The organism is Streptomyces sp. NBC_01549 (genome assembly GCF_026339955.1).
Lineage (GTDB): Bacteria > Actinomycetota > Actinomycetes > Streptomycetales > Streptomycetaceae > Streptomyces.
Genome location: NZ_JAPEPW010000001.1, coordinates 4,176,020 through 4,190,466, shown reverse-complemented (window position 1 = coordinate 4,190,466; position 14,447 = coordinate 4,176,020). Strand labels below are relative to the sequence as shown.

The following is a 14,447-nucleotide window of genomic DNA, read 5'->3' as shown; positions in this document are numbered from 1 at the left end:
TTCTCCCCGTAGACTGAACGCCGCCGGTCGAGCGTGATGACCGTTTTTGAGCGGCCGTGATGGAATTTGGCAGTCATGCTGGGTTTAGGTCCCAGTGGGTTCACACCCGTGTGGGTTCGAGTCCCACCGGCCGCACTGCCGAGGAGCCGTGGGCCCGGTCCGCCAAGGACGGGTCCACGGCTCTTTTGCGTCAGCCCAACAACTCCCGAACCGCCGGCACCAGTCCCCGGAACGCCTTCCCCCGGTGGCTGATCGCGTTCTTCTCCTCGGGGGAGAGCTCCGCGCACGTCCGCTTCTCCCCCTCCGGCTGGAGGATCGGGTCGTAGCCGAAGCCGTTCGTGCCGGTCGGGGTGTGGCGCAACGTGCCCCTCAGCCGGCCCTCGACGACCCGCGCCGTGCCGTCCGGCAGGGCGAGCGCCGCCGCGCAGGCGAAGTGGGCGCCCCGGTGGAGTTCGTCGATGTCGGAGAGCTGGGCGAGGAGGAGGTCCAGGTTCGCGCGGTCGTCGCCGTGCCGTCCCGCCCAGCGGGCGGAGAAGATTCCGGGGGCGCCGTTCAGGACGTCCACGCAGAGGCCGGAGTCGTCGGCGACGGCGGGCAGGCCGGTGGCCTGGGCCAGGGCGTGGGCCTTGAGGAGGGCGTTCTCGGCGAAGGTGACGCCGGTTTCCTTGACGTCGGGGATGTCCGGGTAGGCGTCCGCGCCGACGAGGTCGTGGGTGAGACCTGCGTCGGCGAGGATCGCCTTCAGTTCGGTGATCTTTCCGGCGTTGCGGGTGGCGAGGATCAGGCGGGTCATGGGGACCAGTATCCAAGGGCCGGAGAGTTGCTCGTTACGGCGTGCACACCTTGGTCAGTTCGCCGGCCGCGTCCGTGACCGGACTGACGTCGGGGGTGTTGTCGCCGTTCTTGATGGCCGTGCGGACGTTGCCGACGGCCTTGTTGAGGTCGTCGACCGCCTTGTTGACGTCGGCGTTGTCCGTCTTGTCGCCGATCTTGTCGAGGTTCTTCTCTATCGCGTTGAGGGACTCGTCGGTCTGCGTCGGGTCGTTCGCCGCGTTCTCCACGGCCTGCTGGAGATCGGTGACGCTGTCGGCGATGGAGTCGGCGGTCTGGACGCAGTCCAGGGCCTTGTTGACGGCGTCGCAGCCGACGGCCGCCGGTAGGGCGACGAGTACGGCGGCGACGGCGAATGCGGCTGTGCGGCGTCGGTGGCGCGCGGCCATGGAATGGTCCCTCCCCGTGGACAAAACATGTGGTCGACCCCGTGGCGCGGTCGGCTCGGCCCGTGCGGGGGCCGACGGGGCGCACGGCTGGACCGTACGCCCGTACCCCTAAGAACGCTAAGAGTTATTCCGCGGTTGCCTCGAGGGCCGTCCGTTGGATCGTCGCGAGTTCGTCGCAGCCTGCGAGGGCGAGGTCGAGCAGGGCGTTGAGCTCCTTGCGGTCGAAGGGCTCGGCCTCCGCGGTGCCCTGGACCTCGACGAAGCGGCCGTCGCCGGTGCAGACGACGTTCATGTCGGTGTCGGCCTTCACGTCCTCCTCGTAGCAGAGGTCCAGGAGGGGGACTCCGCCGACGATGCCGACCGAGACGGCGGAGACCGTGCCGGTCAGGGGCTTGCGGCCGGGCTTGACCAGTTTCTTGGCCTGTGCCCAGGTGATCGCGTCGGCGAGGGCCACGTACGCGCCGGTGATGGCCGCCGTACGTGTGCCACCGTCGGCCTGGAGGACGTCGCAGTCGAGGACGATGGTGTTCTCGCCGAGCGCCTTGTAGTCGATGACGGCGCGCAGGGAGCGGCCGATGAGGCGTGAGATCTCGTGCGTACGGCCGCCGATCTTGCCGCGGACCGACTCGCGGTCTCCGCGGGTGTTCGTGGCGCGGGGGAGCATGGAGTACTCGGCGGTGACCCAGCCCTCTCCGCTGCCCTTGCGCCAGCGCGGGACGCCTTCGGTGACGGAGGCGGTGCAGAACACCTTGGTGTCGCCGAAGGAGACGAGGACGGAGCCCTCGGCGTGCTTGCTCCAGCCGCGCTGGATGGTGATGGGGCGCAGTTGTTCGGGGGTGCGGCCGTCGATTCGAGACATGGCGATGAGCCTAGCCGTATACGGCTGAGTGGCCGCCTCCGGTTGCGGAAGCGGCCACTCAGGGGTGAGGTGCGGGGCTCATGGGTGGCCCTTTGTCTCACCTGGGTTCACATCATGTCTTCGATGCGGTTCACATCATGTCTTCGATGTCCGCGGCGATGGGGTCGGCGTCGGTACCGATGACGACCTGGATGGCGGTGCCCATCTTGACGACGCCGTGGGCGCCTGCGGCTTTCAGGGCGGCCTCGTCGACCTTGCTCGGGTCCACGACCTCGGTGCGCAGGCGGGTGATGCAGCCTTCGACCTCTTCGATGTTGTCGATGCCGCCGAGCCCGGCGACGATCTTCTCAGCCTTCGTGGCCATGTCCTACTCCCTGATCAGAACCGCTTTGTCGCAGTAACCCACAGTTGGCCCATCTTTGCGAGCGGCCTTGTCGTGTGTGCCGAATGATGGCGTTCACGACAGTGCGACCGTTCGTCGACTGGTCTACACCAGTGGGCGGCGCGTAGCCAACCCGGCCCCGCCCAAAGGACGCCCATGAGTGCCGACAGCGCCCCTGCGCCCGCACGGGCCCGCTGGAACAAGCTGTTCCAGGGGCTTCAGAAGATGGGCCGCAGCCTCCAGTTGCCGATCGCCGTGCTGCCGGCCGCGGGCCTCCTGATCGGGCTCGGCCAGCCTGGCGTGTTCGGCGCCGAGGGGCTCGGCTGGGACAACGTCTCCAAGGTCATGAGGGGTGCGGGCGGCGCGCTGCTCGACGGGTCGCTCGGGCTGCCGTTGTTGTTCTGCGTGGGCGTGGCCATCGGTATGGCGAAGAAGGCGGACGGGTCGACGGCGCTCGCGGCGGTCGCCGGTTTCCTCGTCTACTACAACGTGCTGCGCCAGTTCCCGGTGAGCTGCGCGGGCGGGGCGAAGGTGCTCACGAACATCGGCTGTCAGGCGGCCGACTCTTCGGTGGCGCCGTTCACGTACCAGAATCCGGGGGTGTTCGGCGGCATCGTCATGGGGCTGATGACCGCGTACTTCTGGCAGCGTTACCACCGCACCAGGCTGGTCGACTGGCTCGGCTTCTTCAACGGGCGGCGGCTGGTGCCGATCATCATGGCGTTCGTGGCCGTCGCCTTCGCGGCGTTGTGTCTGTGGATCTGGCCGCCGGTGGGGCGGGGTCTTGAGCACTTCGGCGACTGGCTGGTGGGGCTGGGTTACTGGGGTGCCGGTGTCTTCGGGGTGGCCAACCGGGCGCTGCTGGTGATCGGGTTGCACCAGTTTCTGAACGTGCCCGTCTGGTTTCAGTTCGGCAGCTACACCACGCCGGACGGGACGGTCGTGCACGGCGACATCAACATGTTCCTGGCGGGCGATCCGAACGCCGGGCAGTTCACGTCCGGGTTCTTCCCCATCATGATGTTCGCGCTGCCGGCGGCGGCCCTGGCCATCACGCACTGTGCCCGGCCCGAGCGTCGCAAGGAGATCGGCGGGTTGATGCTGTCGGTCGCGTTGACCTCGTTCGTCACGGGCATCACGGAGCCGCTCGAGTATTCGTTCTTGTTCGTCGCGCCGGTGCTGTACGCGATCCACGCGCTGCTGACGGGGGTGTCGATGGCGGTGACGTGGGGGTTGGGCGTGCACGACGGCTTCACCTTCTCCGCGGGGCTCATCGACTACGTCATCAACTGGCATCTGGCGACCAGGCCGTGGGCGATCGTGCCGATCGGGTTGTGCTTCGCGGTCGTGTACTACGTGATCTTCCGGTTCGCGATCACGAAGTTCGACCTGAGGACTCCGGGGCGGGAGTCGGAGGAGGAGCACGAGGACACGACCAAGGCGTAGGCGGTTCGTTCGTAATCCGCGGGCCGGTGGGGGCTGGTCGCGCGGCTTCGGCGTGTCCGGAACCGGTTCGTCCCTTTATGACCCGGGCCACAAAATTCGCGGGTTCCTTATCTCACCTTCACCGTGCTACAACAGGTCTACACCACTGAGTGGTGTAGACCACGCCGTCCCCACCCACCTTCCTTGTCCCCTGGGCGGCGCCTTGCCCACTGGAGGAAGTTGTGACCACGGCCAGCGCCGCTCCCGCGGCCGACAAGAAGAAGGGCTCCGGCGCGATGGCTGTCCTGCAGCGCATCGGCCGCAGCCTGATGCTGCCGGTCGCCGTACTGCCCGCCGCCGCGCTCCTCGTGCGTCTCGGCAACACGGACATGCTGGGACGCCCGTCCTTCCCCACGTTCTTCACCAAGATCGCCGGCTTTATGACGGCCGGTGGCAACGCCATTCTGGACAATATGGCACTGCTGTTCGCGGTGGGCATCGCGATCGGCTTCGCGAAGAAGTCGGACGGCTCCACGGCACTCGCCGCGGTGGTCGGCTACCTGGTCTTCAAGAACGTGCTGGCCACGTTCACCGACAAGAACCTGCCGAAGGTGGCCACGGCCGTCGACGGCAAGGTGGTCATGGTGAACGCCCCCGTGGACGCCAAGGTCCTGGGCGGTGTGGTGATGGGCATAGTCGTCGCCCTGCTGTACCAGAGGTTCTACCGGACCAAGCTGCCCGACTGGGCGGGCTTCTTCGGCGGCCGCCGGCTCGTCCCGATCCTGTCCGCCTTCGCGGGTCTGCTGATCGGCATCGTCTTCGGCTACATCTGGCCGGTCCTCGGCACGGGTCTGCACAACTTCGGTGAGAAGCTGGTCGGTTCGGGTGCCGTCGGCGCCGGTATCTTCGGTGTCGCCAACCGCGCGCTGATCCCGATCGGCATGCACCACCTGCTGAACTCCTACCCGTGGTTCCAGGCGGGCGACTACCACGGCAAGAGCGGTGACATCGCGCGCTTCCTGGCCGGCGACCCGACCGCGGGCCAGTTCATGACCGGCTTCTTCCCGATCATGATGTTCGGCCTCCCGGCCGCGTGCCTGGCGATCGTGCACTGCGCCCGGCCCGAGCGCCGCAAGGTCGTCGGCGGCATGATGCTCTCGATCGCGCTGACCTCGTTCGTGACGGGTGTGACCGAGCCGATCGAGTTCACGTTCATGTTCATCGCGCCGGTCCTGTACGCCATCCACGCGGTCCTCACCGGTGTCTCGCTGGCGCTGACCTGGGCGCTCGGCATGAAGGACGGCTTCGGCTTCTCGGCGGGCGCGGTCGACTTCGGTCTGAACCTCGGTATCGCGACCAATCCGTGGGGCCTGGTCCTGGTGGGTCTGTGCTTCGCGGTGGTCTACTACGCGGTCTTCCGCTTCGCGATCATCAAGTGGAACCTCCCCACGCCGGGCCGCGAGTCCGACGAGGAGCTGGCGGAGCTGCTGAAGGCGGAGGCCAAGTAGCCCCCGCACACGACCGAAGGCCCCCGGAGAATCCTCCGGGGGCCCTCACGGGTGGGGACGGCTCCGACGCCGCGGCGGCTTCTAGATTTCGTACGTCACCCGGGGCCTCGCCAGATCCACGGGGCCCGAGTACACCGCGCGGGCGTCGGCCAGGTTGATCCGGGGGTCCGTCCACGGCGGGATGTGGGTGAGCAGCAGACGCCGGGCGCCGGCGCGGTTGGCGCTCTCACCCGCCTGGCGGCCGTTGAGGTGCAGGTCGGGGATGTTCTCCTTGCCGTGCGTGAACGCGGCCTCGCAGAGGAACAGGTCGGTGTCCCGGGCGAGTTCGTCCAGCGCGTCGGTGACGCCGGTGTCCCCGGAGTACGTCAGCGACTTCCCCCCGTGTTCGACACGGATGGCGTACGCCTCCACGGGGTGGCGCACCCGCTCCGTGTGCACGGTGAACGGGCCGATCTCGAACGAGCTCGGTTTGACCGTGTGGAAGTCGAAGACCTCGCTCATCGAGGAGGCGGTGGGAGTGTCCGCGTACGCGGTGGTCAGACGCTGCTCCGTGCCCTCGGGTCCGTAGACGGGCAGCGGGTCGCAGCGGCCGCCGTCGTGGCGGTAGTAGCGCGCGACGAAGTACGCGCACATGTCGATGCAGTGGTCGGCGTGCAGATGGCTGAGGAAGATCGCGTCGAGGTCGTAAAGACCGCAGTGGCGCTGCAGCTCGCCAAGGGCACCATTGCCCATGTCGAGAAGCAACCGGAAGCCGTCGGCCTCTACGAGGTAGCTCGAGCAGGCCGATTCCGCGGACGGGAACGACCCCGAGCAGCCGACGACGGTGAGCTTCATAAGAGCTGGAACCTCCGCGCTGGCAGGAAGTGCAGAGAGTAGATGCGGGGTGCAGATACTCGGATGCAGATACGGGAACGGGGGTCGTGCGGTCCGTCGAGCGTAAGGCGCAAAAGGGCGGGTCGCTCCTCCACCAGGGGCCGTTGTGGGCGAACTCACCTGTGCTGTCACCGGTTCGGATGGATGGTCGACCGGAGGTCGGGTGCGTGGGTTGCGCGGGCGGGGAGCGGGGCGGGGTGCGCGCCGGTACCTTCTTTGGTATGGACACGTCCTGGTGGCTCGCGTTGGCGGCCGTGGTGCTGCTCGCGCTGGTCGCGACGCTGGTGGACGGCTGGGGGCGCCGTGGGCACCGAGCGGACCGGCCCGCCGGCCGGACTCGGCCGCCCGGGCGGCCGTCGGCCGGGGGGCGGCCGCGGCCCGCCGAGATCTGGTGGGCGAAGGTTCCGTACGAGGACGGGCCCGGGGAGAAGGACCGGCCGTGTCTGGTGCTGGCCGTGCGGGGTGAGCGGGTGACCGTCGCGAAGATCACGAGCAAGTACCACGACGAGCGGGCCGGGGTGATTCCGCTGCCGCCCGGTGCCGTGGGTGACACCCATGGGCGGGCGAGCTTCCTGGAGACGGACGAGTTGCGCGAGGTGCCCCTGTGGGAGTTCCGGCGGCGGGTGGGGGTCGTGGATCCGGTGCTCTGGGACCAGGTCCGCTACTTGGCCGGCTGAGGCCGTCTCTCGCCCCCGCCGCCCCTACCCGTCCCGTCCTCAACCTGGGGGCTCCGCCCCCAGCCCCCCGATCGGCCTGAACGGCCTCGTCCTCAAACGCCGGACAGGCTGAAGATGCGCGAGGCGCCCCTGAAGGGGCGCGGGGAACTGCGCGACCAGCCCCCACCCACCCGCAGCCGCAAGACCGCCCCACGGGGCCTGGGGCGGAGCCCCGGGGATGGGACGGGTAGGGGGCGAGGAACTCCGGGCCCCCGCCCCGTGCGGCCTACGCCCAGAGCTGGCCCTGGAGGGTTTCGATGGCTTCCTCTGTTGTCGCGGCGGTGTAGACGCCCGTCGAGAGGTACTTCCAGCCGCCGTCGGCCACGACGAAGACGATGTCGGCGGACTCCCCCGCGGCAAGCGCCTTCTTGCCGACGCCGATCGCGGCATGCAGCGCGGCCCCGGTGGAGACACCCGCGAAGATGCCCTCCTGCTGGAGGAGCTCACGGGTGCGGGTGACCGCGTCGGCGGAGCCGACCGAGAAGCGGGTGGTGAGGACCGACGCGTCGTACAGCTCGGGGACGAACCCCTCGTCGAGGTTGCGCAGGCCGTACACGAGGTCGTCGTAGCGTGGCTCCGCGGCGACGATCTTCACGTCCGGCTTGTTCTCCCGGAGGTAGCGGCCGACGCCCATGAGGGTGCCGGTCGTGCCGAGTCCCGCGACGAAGTGCGTGATGGAGGGGAGGTCCGCCAGGATCTCCGGGCCCGTCGTCGCGTAGTGGGCGCCCGCGTTGTCGGGGTTCCCGTACTGGTAGAGCATGACCCAGTCGGGGTGCTCGGCCGCCAGTTCCTTCGCGACGCGCACGGCGGTGTTGGAACCGCCGGCCGCGGGGCTGGAGATGATCTCCGCGCCCCACATGGCCAGCAGGTCCCGCCGCTCCTGAGAGGTGTTCTCCGGCATCACGCACACCATGCGGTAGCCCTTGAGCTTCGCCGCCATGGCCAGCGAGATGCCGGTGTTCCCGCTCGTCGGCTCCAGGATCGTGCAGCCCGGGGTCAACCGGCCGTCCTTCTCCGCCTGTTCGACCATGTGGAGGGCCGGGCGGTCCTTGACCGAACCCGTCGGATTGCGGTCCTCCAGTTTCGCCCAGATCCGGACGTCGGCGGACGGCGACAGGCGTGGCAGGCGCACCAGAGGGGTGTTGCCCACCGCGGCGAGCGGGGAGTCGTAGCGCATCAGCGATCAGCGGCCGATCAGACCATGCCACCGGCGACGGCCGGCAGGATCGTCACGTTGTCGCCGTCGGTGAGCTTGGTGTTGATGCCGTCGAGGAAGCGGACGTCCTCGTCGTTCAGGTACACGTTGACGAAGCGGCGCAGCTGGCCGTCGTCGACGATCCGGGCCTGGATGCCCGCGTGCCGGGTCTCGAGGTCGGCGAAGAGCTCGGCGAGGGTCGCGCCGCCGCCCTCGACGGCCTTCTCGCCGCCGGTGTAGGTGCGGAGGATGGTGGGGATGCGGACCTCGATGGCCATGGTTGCGGGCTCCTGTCGGAAGGAAAAGTCAGGTCGGTGGGCGCGCGGCAGCGCGGGAGTAGCGGGGCGGGACGCCGGTCGTGGTCCCGCGGAGCCGTGGCTCACGGCCGTACGGCGGCAGGGTTCAGCGCGTACAGATGGCGCTCTGCAGCCTGCACAGGTCGACGTGCAGCCGCGCCACGAGCAGCATGCCCGGCGTCTTGTCGCTCACGTCCTGGGAAACCATGGGCTCATCGTATCGATTCCCGGTCCGGGTCCCGGAGTGTGATCTCAGATGGTGGATGAATTCTGCCCAAAGTCCGGGATCGTGGCGGCGTCGGGGCGGCGTCAGTACGCGTCGACGACCTTGACCTCCTCCTCCGTCACCTCTCCCTCCAGGATCCGGTAGGAGCGGAACTGGAACGGACCCGCGTCGTCCGCGTCCGCCGTCGAGACGAGGACGTAGTGCGCGCCCGGCTCGTTGGCGTAGGAGATGTCGGTGCGGGAGGGGTACGCCTCGGTCGCCGTGTGGGAGTGGTAGATGATCACCGGCTCCTCGTCGCGGTCGTCCATCTCGCGGTACAGCTTCAGCAGGTCGCCGGAGTCGAATTCGTAGAACGTGGGCGAGCGGGCGGCGTTGAGCATCGGGATGAAGCGCTCGGGACGGCCCGAGCCCACCGGGCCCGCGACGACGCCGCACGCCTCGTCGGGGTGGTCCTGGCGCGCGTGCGCGACGATCTGGTCGACGAGGGCCTGGGTGATGGTCAGCATGTCGGTCAGGATAAGCAGAAGGGCCGCCCTGTACCGAGGCGTGGTACGGGGCGGCCCACATGCTGAACCGGGAAGGTCGGCCGTGCCGAACCGGGAAGATCAGCCGACCTTCTCGAACGCCGGTTCGCGGCGCTCGGCGACCTGGGGGTTGCGTGCCTTGAGCACCCACCAGCCGATGGCCAGGGCCGCGGCCCAGCCGGCCATCACGTAGAGGCAGACGCGGGAGTCGGCGTCGTAGGCGATGAGGCCCGTGACGAAGAGCAGGAAGACGACCGCGATCCAGCTGCACTTCGCTCCGCCCGGGGCCGGGAAGGAGGAGGCGGGCAGGCGTCCGGCGTCGACCGCGCGGCGGTAGAGGATGTGGCTGATCAGGATCATCAGCCAGGTCCAGATGCCGGCGGCGGTGGCCACGGAGGTGACGTAGCCGAAGGCCTTCTCCGGGACGATGTAGTTCAGGATCACGCCGATGCCCATGAAGAGCATGGAGACGGTGATGCCGATCGCCGGGGTCTTGGTCGAGGAGAGCCTGCTGAAGACCTTGGGGGCCTCGCCGTTGTCCGCCAGGGTGCGCAGCATGCGGCCCGTGGAGTACATGCCGGAGTTGCAGGAGGACAGGGCGGCGGTCAGGACCACGAAGTTGACGATGCCGGCGCCGGCCGGGATGCCGATCTTCGCGAAGGCCTCGACGAAGGGGCTGACGCCCGGGGCGAACTCCGTCCACTTCACGACGCAGAGGATGACCGTGAGCGCGCCGACGTAGAAGAGGGCGATGCGCCAGGGGAGGGTGTTGATCGCCTTGGGGAGGGTCTTCTCCGGGTTCTCGGACTCGCCCGCCGTGACGCCGACGAGCTCGACGGCGAGGTAGGCGAACATGACGCCCTGGAGGGTCATCAGGGACGAGCCGATGCCCTTGGGGAAGAAGCCGTCGAACTGCCACAGGTTGGCGACGGAGGCCGTGTCACCGGCCGAGCTGAAGCCGAAGGTCAGGACGCCGAGGCCGATCACGATCATGCCGATCAGGGCGGTGACCTTGACCATCGAGAACCAGAACTCGATCTCTCCGAAGAGCTTCACCGAGATCAGGTTCGCCACGAAGAGGACGATCAGGAAGACCAGTGCCGTCACCCATTGGGGGATGGACGGGAACCAGTAGTGGACGTAGATCGCGGCGGCGGTGAGTTCCGCCATGCCGGTGACCACCCACATCAGCCAGTACGTCCAGCCGGTGAAGTAGCCGAAGAACGGGCCGAGGAACTCGCGGGAGTACTCCGCGAAGGAGCCCGAGACCGGGCGGTACAGGAGCAGCTCGCCGAGCGCCCGCATGATGAAGAAGATGATCACGCCGGCGAGGGCGTACATGAAGATGAGGCTGGGCCCCGCCTTGGCGATGTTCGCCCCGGCGCCCAGGAACAGGCCGACGCCGATCGCGCCGCCGATCGCGATCATCTGGACCTGACGACTGCCGAGCCCGCGCTCGTACCCCTCTTCGGGGGCGTCGCCGCTCACGGCCTCACTGCCGGCACGGGGCTCGTCTGTCTTGCCGACCTGCGACGAGGTCATGTGTGGTGCGCCTTTCTCCATGCCGATCCGAGCCAGTCCCTCGGCTTCGGATCGGGTTCCGATCCCCCCGGATGTGATGGAGCTTGCTGCCTGGCCGACGGTCGCCGGCTCGGTGGCGCACCCGACCGGACATGGGTGGTGTCCTGTCGGGCGGTCGTGAAGATTTATCACGGCCGCAACATGGGGAGCCTTCGGGCGATGTAAGGCACACCACAGGAAGAAGCGGACAAAAAGCACTCAAGGGTGGATAGCAGGCCACGACGGTGACGGGATCGTTATCCGGATCTGAGCGTCCTCTGAGCGAACACCGATTGAACCCTGAACCAACCCCTGGTCAGGGCATCAGCGTCTCGACGAGCGTCTCCTGGAGACCGCCCAGCCACAGGTACGCCATCACCATCGGTTTGCGCGGGTCCTCGTCCGGGAGGCGGTAGAGGAGGTCGGTGTCCTCCTCCTCGACGACGTCGAGCCGGGCGCCGATCGCCAGGCGCAGGTCGTTGAGGGCGCGCAGCCACTGCTCGGACTCCCCGGGGGAGAGCTTGAGGACCGCTCCCCCGTCGCCCGCCATGGTGAGGGCGTCCAGCGAGCGGATCACCGCGAGGGCGTTCTCGCGCTTGCCCGCCCGCAGGTCGTTCTCGGTGAAGCGGCGGAACTCGGCGGAGTGGGCGCGCTGCTCCTCGGCCTCCTCGGGCGAGCCGGCCTCGACGTCGGGGCCGCTGTAGGCGTCCGGGAAGAGGCGCCGCAGCACGGGGTCGGAGGGCGGCTCGCTGGGGCCCTCCGCGAACAGTTCGGCGAGCGGGTCGTCGGGGGCGTTCTCCGCGGGGCCGGGCCCGATGAGCTCCAGGAGCTGTACGGCGAGGGAGCGGATGATGGAGATCTCGACCTCGTCGAGCGCGACGGCCGCGCCGCCGCCGGGGAGCGGTTCGAAGTGTCCTGGCATGGAGTGAGTTCGCTACTTCCGGTCCTGCTCGCGGTTTACAGGGAGGGCTCGGGATGCTTCCGGTCCTGCTACTTCCGGTCCTGCTGAAGGGTGGCCCACAGACCGTAGCCGTGCATGGCCTGTACGTCGCGTTCCATCTCCTCGCGCGTGCCGCTGGAGACGACCGCCCGGCCCTTGTGATGGACGTCGAGCATGAGCTTGGTGGCCTTGTCCTTCGTGTAGCCGAAGTACGTCTGGAAGACATACGTCACATAGCTCATGAGGTTGACCGGGTCGTTGTGCACGATGGTGACCCAGGGGACGTCGGGCTCGGGTACGGCGAAGACCTCCTCCGCCGACTCGGTCTTTTCGATCTCTAGGGGTGCGGGAGCGGTCACACGGCCCATGCTGCCACCAGAGAGGGGGGCCCGCACAAATGGACCCCCGGAATGCCGCGGGAATGCAACCGGAATACATCGACATACATCGACCCCATAAATCGTCAGAGTGACGAGATGGGGGTACCATCCAGGCTTATGAACACAGCCGACCTTGGGCTGCCGGTGGACGTTCCCTCGACGGCGCTCTTCACCGACCAGTACGAGCTGACGATGTTGCAGGCCGCACTGGCCGCGGGGACCGCCGAGCGGCGCTCGGTCTTCGAGGTCTTCACGCGGCGGCTGCCGGAGGGGCGGCGCTACGGCGTCGTGGCGGGCACCGGGCGGGTCCTCGACGCCGTCGAGAACTTCCGCTTCGACGCCGACGTCCTGGGCTTCCTGCGCGAGAACGCCATCGTGGACGAGCCGACCCTGCAATGGCTCGCCTCGTACCGCTTCCGCGGGGACATCTGGGGCTATCCCGAGGGCGAGGTGTACTTCCCTGGCTCGCCGATCCTGCGGGTCGAGGGGTCCTTCGCGGAGTGCGTGCTCCTGGAGACGGTGATCCTCTCCATCCTCAACCACGACTCGGCGATCGCCGCCGCCGCCTCCCGGATGGCCTCCGCCGCCGGGGGCCGGCCGCTGATCGAGATGGGCGCCCGGCGGACGCACGAGCTGGCCGCGGTGGCGGCGGCACGGGCCGCGTACGTCGGAGGCTTCACGACCACCTCCGACCTGGCCTCCGGATTCCGCTACGGCATCCCGACCGTCGGCACCTCCGCACACGCCTTCACCCTGCTCCACGACCGCGAGCGGGACGCCTTCCAGGCCCAGGTGAACTCGCTGGGCCGCGGAACGACGCTGCTCGTGGACACGTACGACGTCGCGGAGGCGGTACGGATGGCGGTCGACATCGCCGGGCCGGAACTCGGGGCCGTACGGATCGACTCCGGGGACCTGCTGCTGGTCGCGCACCGGGTACGGCAGCAGCTGGACGAGCTGGGCGCGACCGACACGCGGATCATCGTGACCTCGGACCTGGACGAGTACGCGATCGCCTCGCTGGCCGCGGCGCCCGTGGACGCGTACGGAGTCGGCACGCAGCTGGTGACGGGTTCCGGCCATCCCACCTGTTCGATGGTCTACAAGCTGGTCGCCCGCGCCGAGTCGGCGGACCCGAAGCTTCCGCTGGAGCCCGTGGCCAAGAGGTCCACCGGCGGCAAGACCTCCATCGGCGGGCGCAAGTGGGCCGCGCGCCGGCTCGACGAGCGGGGGGTCGCCGAGGCCGAGGTGATCGGCACCGGGGCGGTCCCCGCGGAGCTGGCCGACCGACAGCTGCTGGTGGAGCTCGTCAAGGGCGGGCAGGTCCTCTCCCGCGAGCCCCTCGACGTCGTACGCGACCGGCACGCGGCCGTGCTGGCCGGCCTGCCGCTGTCGGCGACGCAGCTCTCCCGTGGGGAACCGGTCATTCCGACGGAATACGTCTGACACGGCCCCGGTGGTGTGCGCGGGGTGCGCCGGAGCGCGCGCGGGCGGCGCTCCGGCCGGCTCCGGCCACGCTTGGGCGAAGCACGAATGAACGGGCGGTCAGCGGGAATGCAACGGCAACACGCAACACCACATCTCCGCCGCAGCAGGCCGTAACCGAAAGCCCCTTCCCGTGCCGCGCGTGAAGTCTCTAGGCTCGGCCCCACAGGCCGGTCCCGCGCTCCCAGCCACATCCACCGACCCCATAGTCGAAACAGTCGAAGGACACCGACCATGCGCCGCGCCTTGATCGTCGTAGACGTGCAGAACGACTTCTGCGAGGGGGGCAGCCTCGCGGTGGCCGGAGGTGCCGATGTGGCCGCCGCCATCACGGAGCTGATCGGGCAGGCGCCCGCCGGTTACCGGCATGTCGTCGCCACCCGTGACCTCCACATCGCTCCCGGTGGCCACTTCGCCGACAACCCCGACTTCGTCCACTCCTGGCCCGCGCACTGCGTGGCCGGCACGGAGGGGGTCGGGTTCCACCCCAACTTCGCCCCGGTGGTCGCCTCCGGCGCGATAGACGCCGTCTTCGACAAGGGCGCGTACGCGGCGGCGTACAGCGGCTTCGAAGGCGCCGACGAGAACGGGGTCTCGCTGGGTGACTGGCTGCGTGCCCGCGAGATCGACGAGGTGGACGTGGTCGGCATCGCCACCGACCACTGCGTGCGCGCGACCGCCCTGGACTCCGTCCGAAACGGCTTCCGCACCCAGGTCCTGCTGGACCTCACGGCCGGAGTGTCCGAGGAGACCACGGACCGGGCGCTGGAGGAGCTGCGGGCGGCCGGGGTGGAGCTCACGGGCAAGCCCGTGGTCTGACCCGCGGTCCAACCCGTGGCCCAAAAGGCGGCACAGGGC

17 protein-coding genes and 1 tRNA gene are annotated in these 14,447 nt (G+C 68.8%); 6 read left to right on the top strand and 12 right to left on the bottom strand.

Going from position 1 to position 14,447, the window contains the following annotated elements; translation table 11 throughout:
• Positions 1-50 precede the first annotated feature (50 nt).
• Positions 51-135, top strand: a tRNA-Leu gene (locus tag OG819_RS18710).
• Positions 136-190: 55 nt separating this feature from the next.
• Here the strand turns inward: OG819_RS18710 and rdgB are convergent.
• From rdgB to OG819_RS18690, 4 genes are all read right to left on the bottom strand, one after another.
• On the bottom strand, positions 191-793 hold the full coding sequence (rdgB, locus tag OG819_RS18705) for an RdgB/HAM1 family non-canonical purine NTP pyrophosphatase (protein ID WP_266650442.1): 603 nt from the start codon (positions 791-793) through the stop codon (positions 191-193).
• 34 nt (positions 794-827) lie between these two features.
• Complete coding sequence (locus OG819_RS18700; protein ID WP_266624990.1) at positions 828-1,220, bottom strand: hypothetical protein; 393 nt, start codon at positions 1,218-1,220, stop codon at positions 828-830.
• Positions 1,221-1,344: 124 nt separating this feature from the next.
• Complete coding sequence (gene rph / locus OG819_RS18695) at positions 1,345-2,079, bottom strand: ribonuclease PH (protein ID WP_266624991.1); 735 nt, start codon at positions 2,077-2,079, stop codon at positions 1,345-1,347.
• 130 nt (positions 2,080-2,209) lie between these two features.
• Entirely contained in the window at positions 2,210-2,443 is a 234-nt protein-coding gene (locus OG819_RS18690; protein WP_030569190.1) for a glucose PTS transporter subunit EIIB, read from the bottom strand.
• 174 nt (positions 2,444-2,617) lie between these two features.
• Between OG819_RS18690 and OG819_RS18685 the strand changes: the two genes are divergently transcribed.
• Both OG819_RS18685 and OG819_RS18680 read left to right on the top strand, forming a co-directional pair.
• Complete coding sequence (locus OG819_RS18685; RefSeq protein WP_266624992.1) at positions 2,618-3,907, top strand: PTS transporter subunit EIIC; 1,290 nt, start codon at positions 2,618-2,620, stop codon at positions 3,905-3,907.
• A 221-nt stretch (positions 3,908-4,128) separates the two neighbouring features.
• Positions 4,129-5,394 carry a PTS transporter subunit EIIC gene (locus OG819_RS18680; RefSeq protein ID WP_266413632.1) on the top strand — a complete coding sequence of 422 codons (1,266 nt, stop codon included), beginning with the start codon at positions 4,129-4,131 and terminating at the stop codon, positions 5,392-5,394.
• An 81-nt stretch (positions 5,395-5,475) separates the two neighbouring features.
• Here the strand turns inward: OG819_RS18680 and OG819_RS18675 are convergent, their stop codons facing one another.
• On the bottom strand, positions 5,476-6,228 hold the full coding sequence (locus OG819_RS18675; protein ID WP_266650439.1) for an MBL fold metallo-hydrolase: 753 nt from the start codon (positions 6,226-6,228) through the stop codon (positions 5,476-5,478).
• Positions 6,229-6,488: 260 nt separating this feature from the next.
• Between OG819_RS18675 and OG819_RS18670 the strand changes: the two genes are divergently transcribed.
• Positions 6,489-6,944: a type II toxin-antitoxin system PemK/MazF family toxin gene (locus OG819_RS18670; RefSeq protein ID WP_266624994.1), complete on the top strand. Its 456-nt coding sequence runs from the start codon at positions 6,489-6,491 to the stop codon at positions 6,942-6,944.
• Positions 6,945-7,209: 265 nt separating this feature from the next.
• On the opposite strand, the gene OG819_RS18665 is transcribed toward OG819_RS18670, so the two are convergent.
• The 7 genes from OG819_RS18665 to clpS form a co-directional block, all read right to left on the bottom strand.
• Positions 7,210-8,160, bottom strand: a complete 951-nt coding sequence (locus OG819_RS18665; protein ID WP_266650437.1) for a cysteine synthase — start codon at positions 8,158-8,160, stop codon at positions 7,210-7,212.
• A 17-nt stretch (positions 8,161-8,177) separates the two neighbouring features.
• Positions 8,178-8,456 (bottom strand): MoaD/ThiS family protein, encoded by a 279-nt coding sequence (locus tag OG819_RS18660; protein ID WP_054229696.1) that lies wholly within the window; start codon positions 8,454-8,456, stop codon positions 8,178-8,180.
• A gap of 124 nt (positions 8,457-8,580) precedes the next feature.
• Positions 8,581-8,682, bottom strand: coding sequence for a putative leader peptide (locus tag OG819_RS58595; RefSeq protein WP_312638615.1), 102 nt, complete (start codon positions 8,680-8,682; stop codon positions 8,581-8,583).
• 101 nt (positions 8,683-8,783) lie between these two features.
• Complete coding sequence (locus tag OG819_RS18655; protein WP_266582689.1) at positions 8,784-9,206, bottom strand: M67 family metallopeptidase; 423 nt, start codon at positions 9,204-9,206, stop codon at positions 8,784-8,786.
• Positions 9,207-9,305: 99 nt separating this feature from the next.
• Positions 9,306-10,766, bottom strand: a complete 1,461-nt coding sequence (locus tag OG819_RS18650) for an amino acid permease (protein WP_266650435.1) — start codon at positions 10,764-10,766, stop codon at positions 9,306-9,308.
• Positions 10,767-11,100: 334 nt separating this feature from the next.
• Positions 11,101-11,706: a DUF2017 domain-containing protein gene (locus tag OG819_RS18645; protein ID WP_266413619.1), complete on the bottom strand. Its 606-nt coding sequence runs from the start codon at positions 11,704-11,706 to the stop codon at positions 11,101-11,103.
• Between the two features lie 68 nt (positions 11,707-11,774).
• A complete protein-coding gene (gene clpS, locus OG819_RS18640) occupies positions 11,775-12,092 on the bottom strand; it encodes an ATP-dependent Clp protease adapter ClpS (protein ID WP_054229692.1) in 318 nt (105 codons plus the stop codon).
• Between the two features lie 129 nt (positions 12,093-12,221).
• On the opposite strand from clpS, the gene OG819_RS18635 reads away from it, so the two are divergent.
• Positions 12,222-13,550, top strand: a complete 1,329-nt coding sequence (locus tag OG819_RS18635; protein ID WP_266624998.1) for a nicotinate phosphoribosyltransferase — start codon at positions 12,222-12,224, stop codon at positions 13,548-13,550.
• A 273-nt stretch (positions 13,551-13,823) separates the two neighbouring features.
• Positions 13,824-14,408 carry an isochorismatase family protein gene (locus OG819_RS18630; RefSeq protein ID WP_266413616.1) on the top strand — a complete coding sequence of 195 codons (585 nt, stop codon included), beginning with the start codon at positions 13,824-13,826 and terminating at the stop codon, positions 14,406-14,408.
• Positions 14,409-14,447 lie beyond the last annotated feature (39 nt).

Excerpts from the sequence above, each read along its gene's own strand:
- rdgB (WP_266650442.1), bottom strand. The coding sequence starts at position 793 with ATGACCCGCCTGATCCTCGCCACCCGCAACGCCGGAAAGATCACCGAA.
- OG819_RS18700 (WP_266624990.1), bottom strand. The coding sequence starts at position 1,220 with ATGGCCGCGCGCCACCGACGCCGCACAGCCGCATTCGCCGTCGCCGCC.
- rph (WP_266624991.1), bottom strand. The coding sequence starts at position 2,079 with ATGTCTCGAATCGACGGCCGCACCCCCGAACAACTGCGCCCCATCACC.
- OG819_RS18690 (WP_030569190.1), bottom strand. The coding sequence starts at position 2,443 with ATGGCCACGAAGGCTGAGAAGATCGTCGCCGGGCTCGGCGGCATCGAC.
- OG819_RS18685 (WP_266624992.1), top strand. The coding sequence starts at position 2,618 with ATGAGTGCCGACAGCGCCCCTGCGCCCGCACGGGCCCGCTGGAACAAG.
- OG819_RS18675 (WP_266650439.1), bottom strand. The coding sequence starts at position 6,228 with ATGAAGCTCACCGTCGTCGGCTGCTCGGGGTCGTTCCCGTCCGCGGAA.
- OG819_RS18670 (WP_266624994.1), top strand. The coding sequence starts at position 6,489 with ATGGACACGTCCTGGTGGCTCGCGTTGGCGGCCGTGGTGCTGCTCGCG.
- OG819_RS18665 (WP_266650437.1), bottom strand. The coding sequence starts at position 8,160 with ATGCGCTACGACTCCCCGCTCGCCGCGGTGGGCAACACCCCTCTGGTG.
- OG819_RS18660 (WP_054229696.1), bottom strand. The coding sequence starts at position 8,456 with ATGGCCATCGAGGTCCGCATCCCCACCATCCTCCGCACCTACACCGGC.
- OG819_RS58595 (WP_312638615.1), bottom strand. The coding sequence starts at position 8,682 with ATGGTTTCCCAGGACGTGAGCGACAAGACGCCGGGCATGCTGCTCGTG.
- OG819_RS18655 (WP_266582689.1), bottom strand. The coding sequence starts at position 9,206 with ATGCTGACCATCACCCAGGCCCTCGTCGACCAGATCGTCGCGCACGCG.
- OG819_RS18650 (WP_266650435.1), bottom strand. The coding sequence starts at position 10,766 with ATGACCTCGTCGCAGGTCGGCAAGACAGACGAGCCCCGTGCCGGCAGT.
- OG819_RS18645 (WP_266413619.1), bottom strand. The coding sequence starts at position 11,706 with ATGCCAGGACACTTCGAACCGCTCCCCGGCGGCGGCGCGGCCGTCGCG.
- clpS (WP_054229692.1), bottom strand. The coding sequence starts at position 12,092 with ATGGGCCGTGTGACCGCTCCCGCACCCCTAGAGATCGAAAAGACCGAG.
- OG819_RS18635 (WP_266624998.1), top strand. The coding sequence starts at position 12,222 with ATGAACACAGCCGACCTTGGGCTGCCGGTGGACGTTCCCTCGACGGCG.
- OG819_RS18630 (WP_266413616.1), top strand. The coding sequence starts at position 13,824 with ATGCGCCGCGCCTTGATCGTCGTAGACGTGCAGAACGACTTCTGCGAG.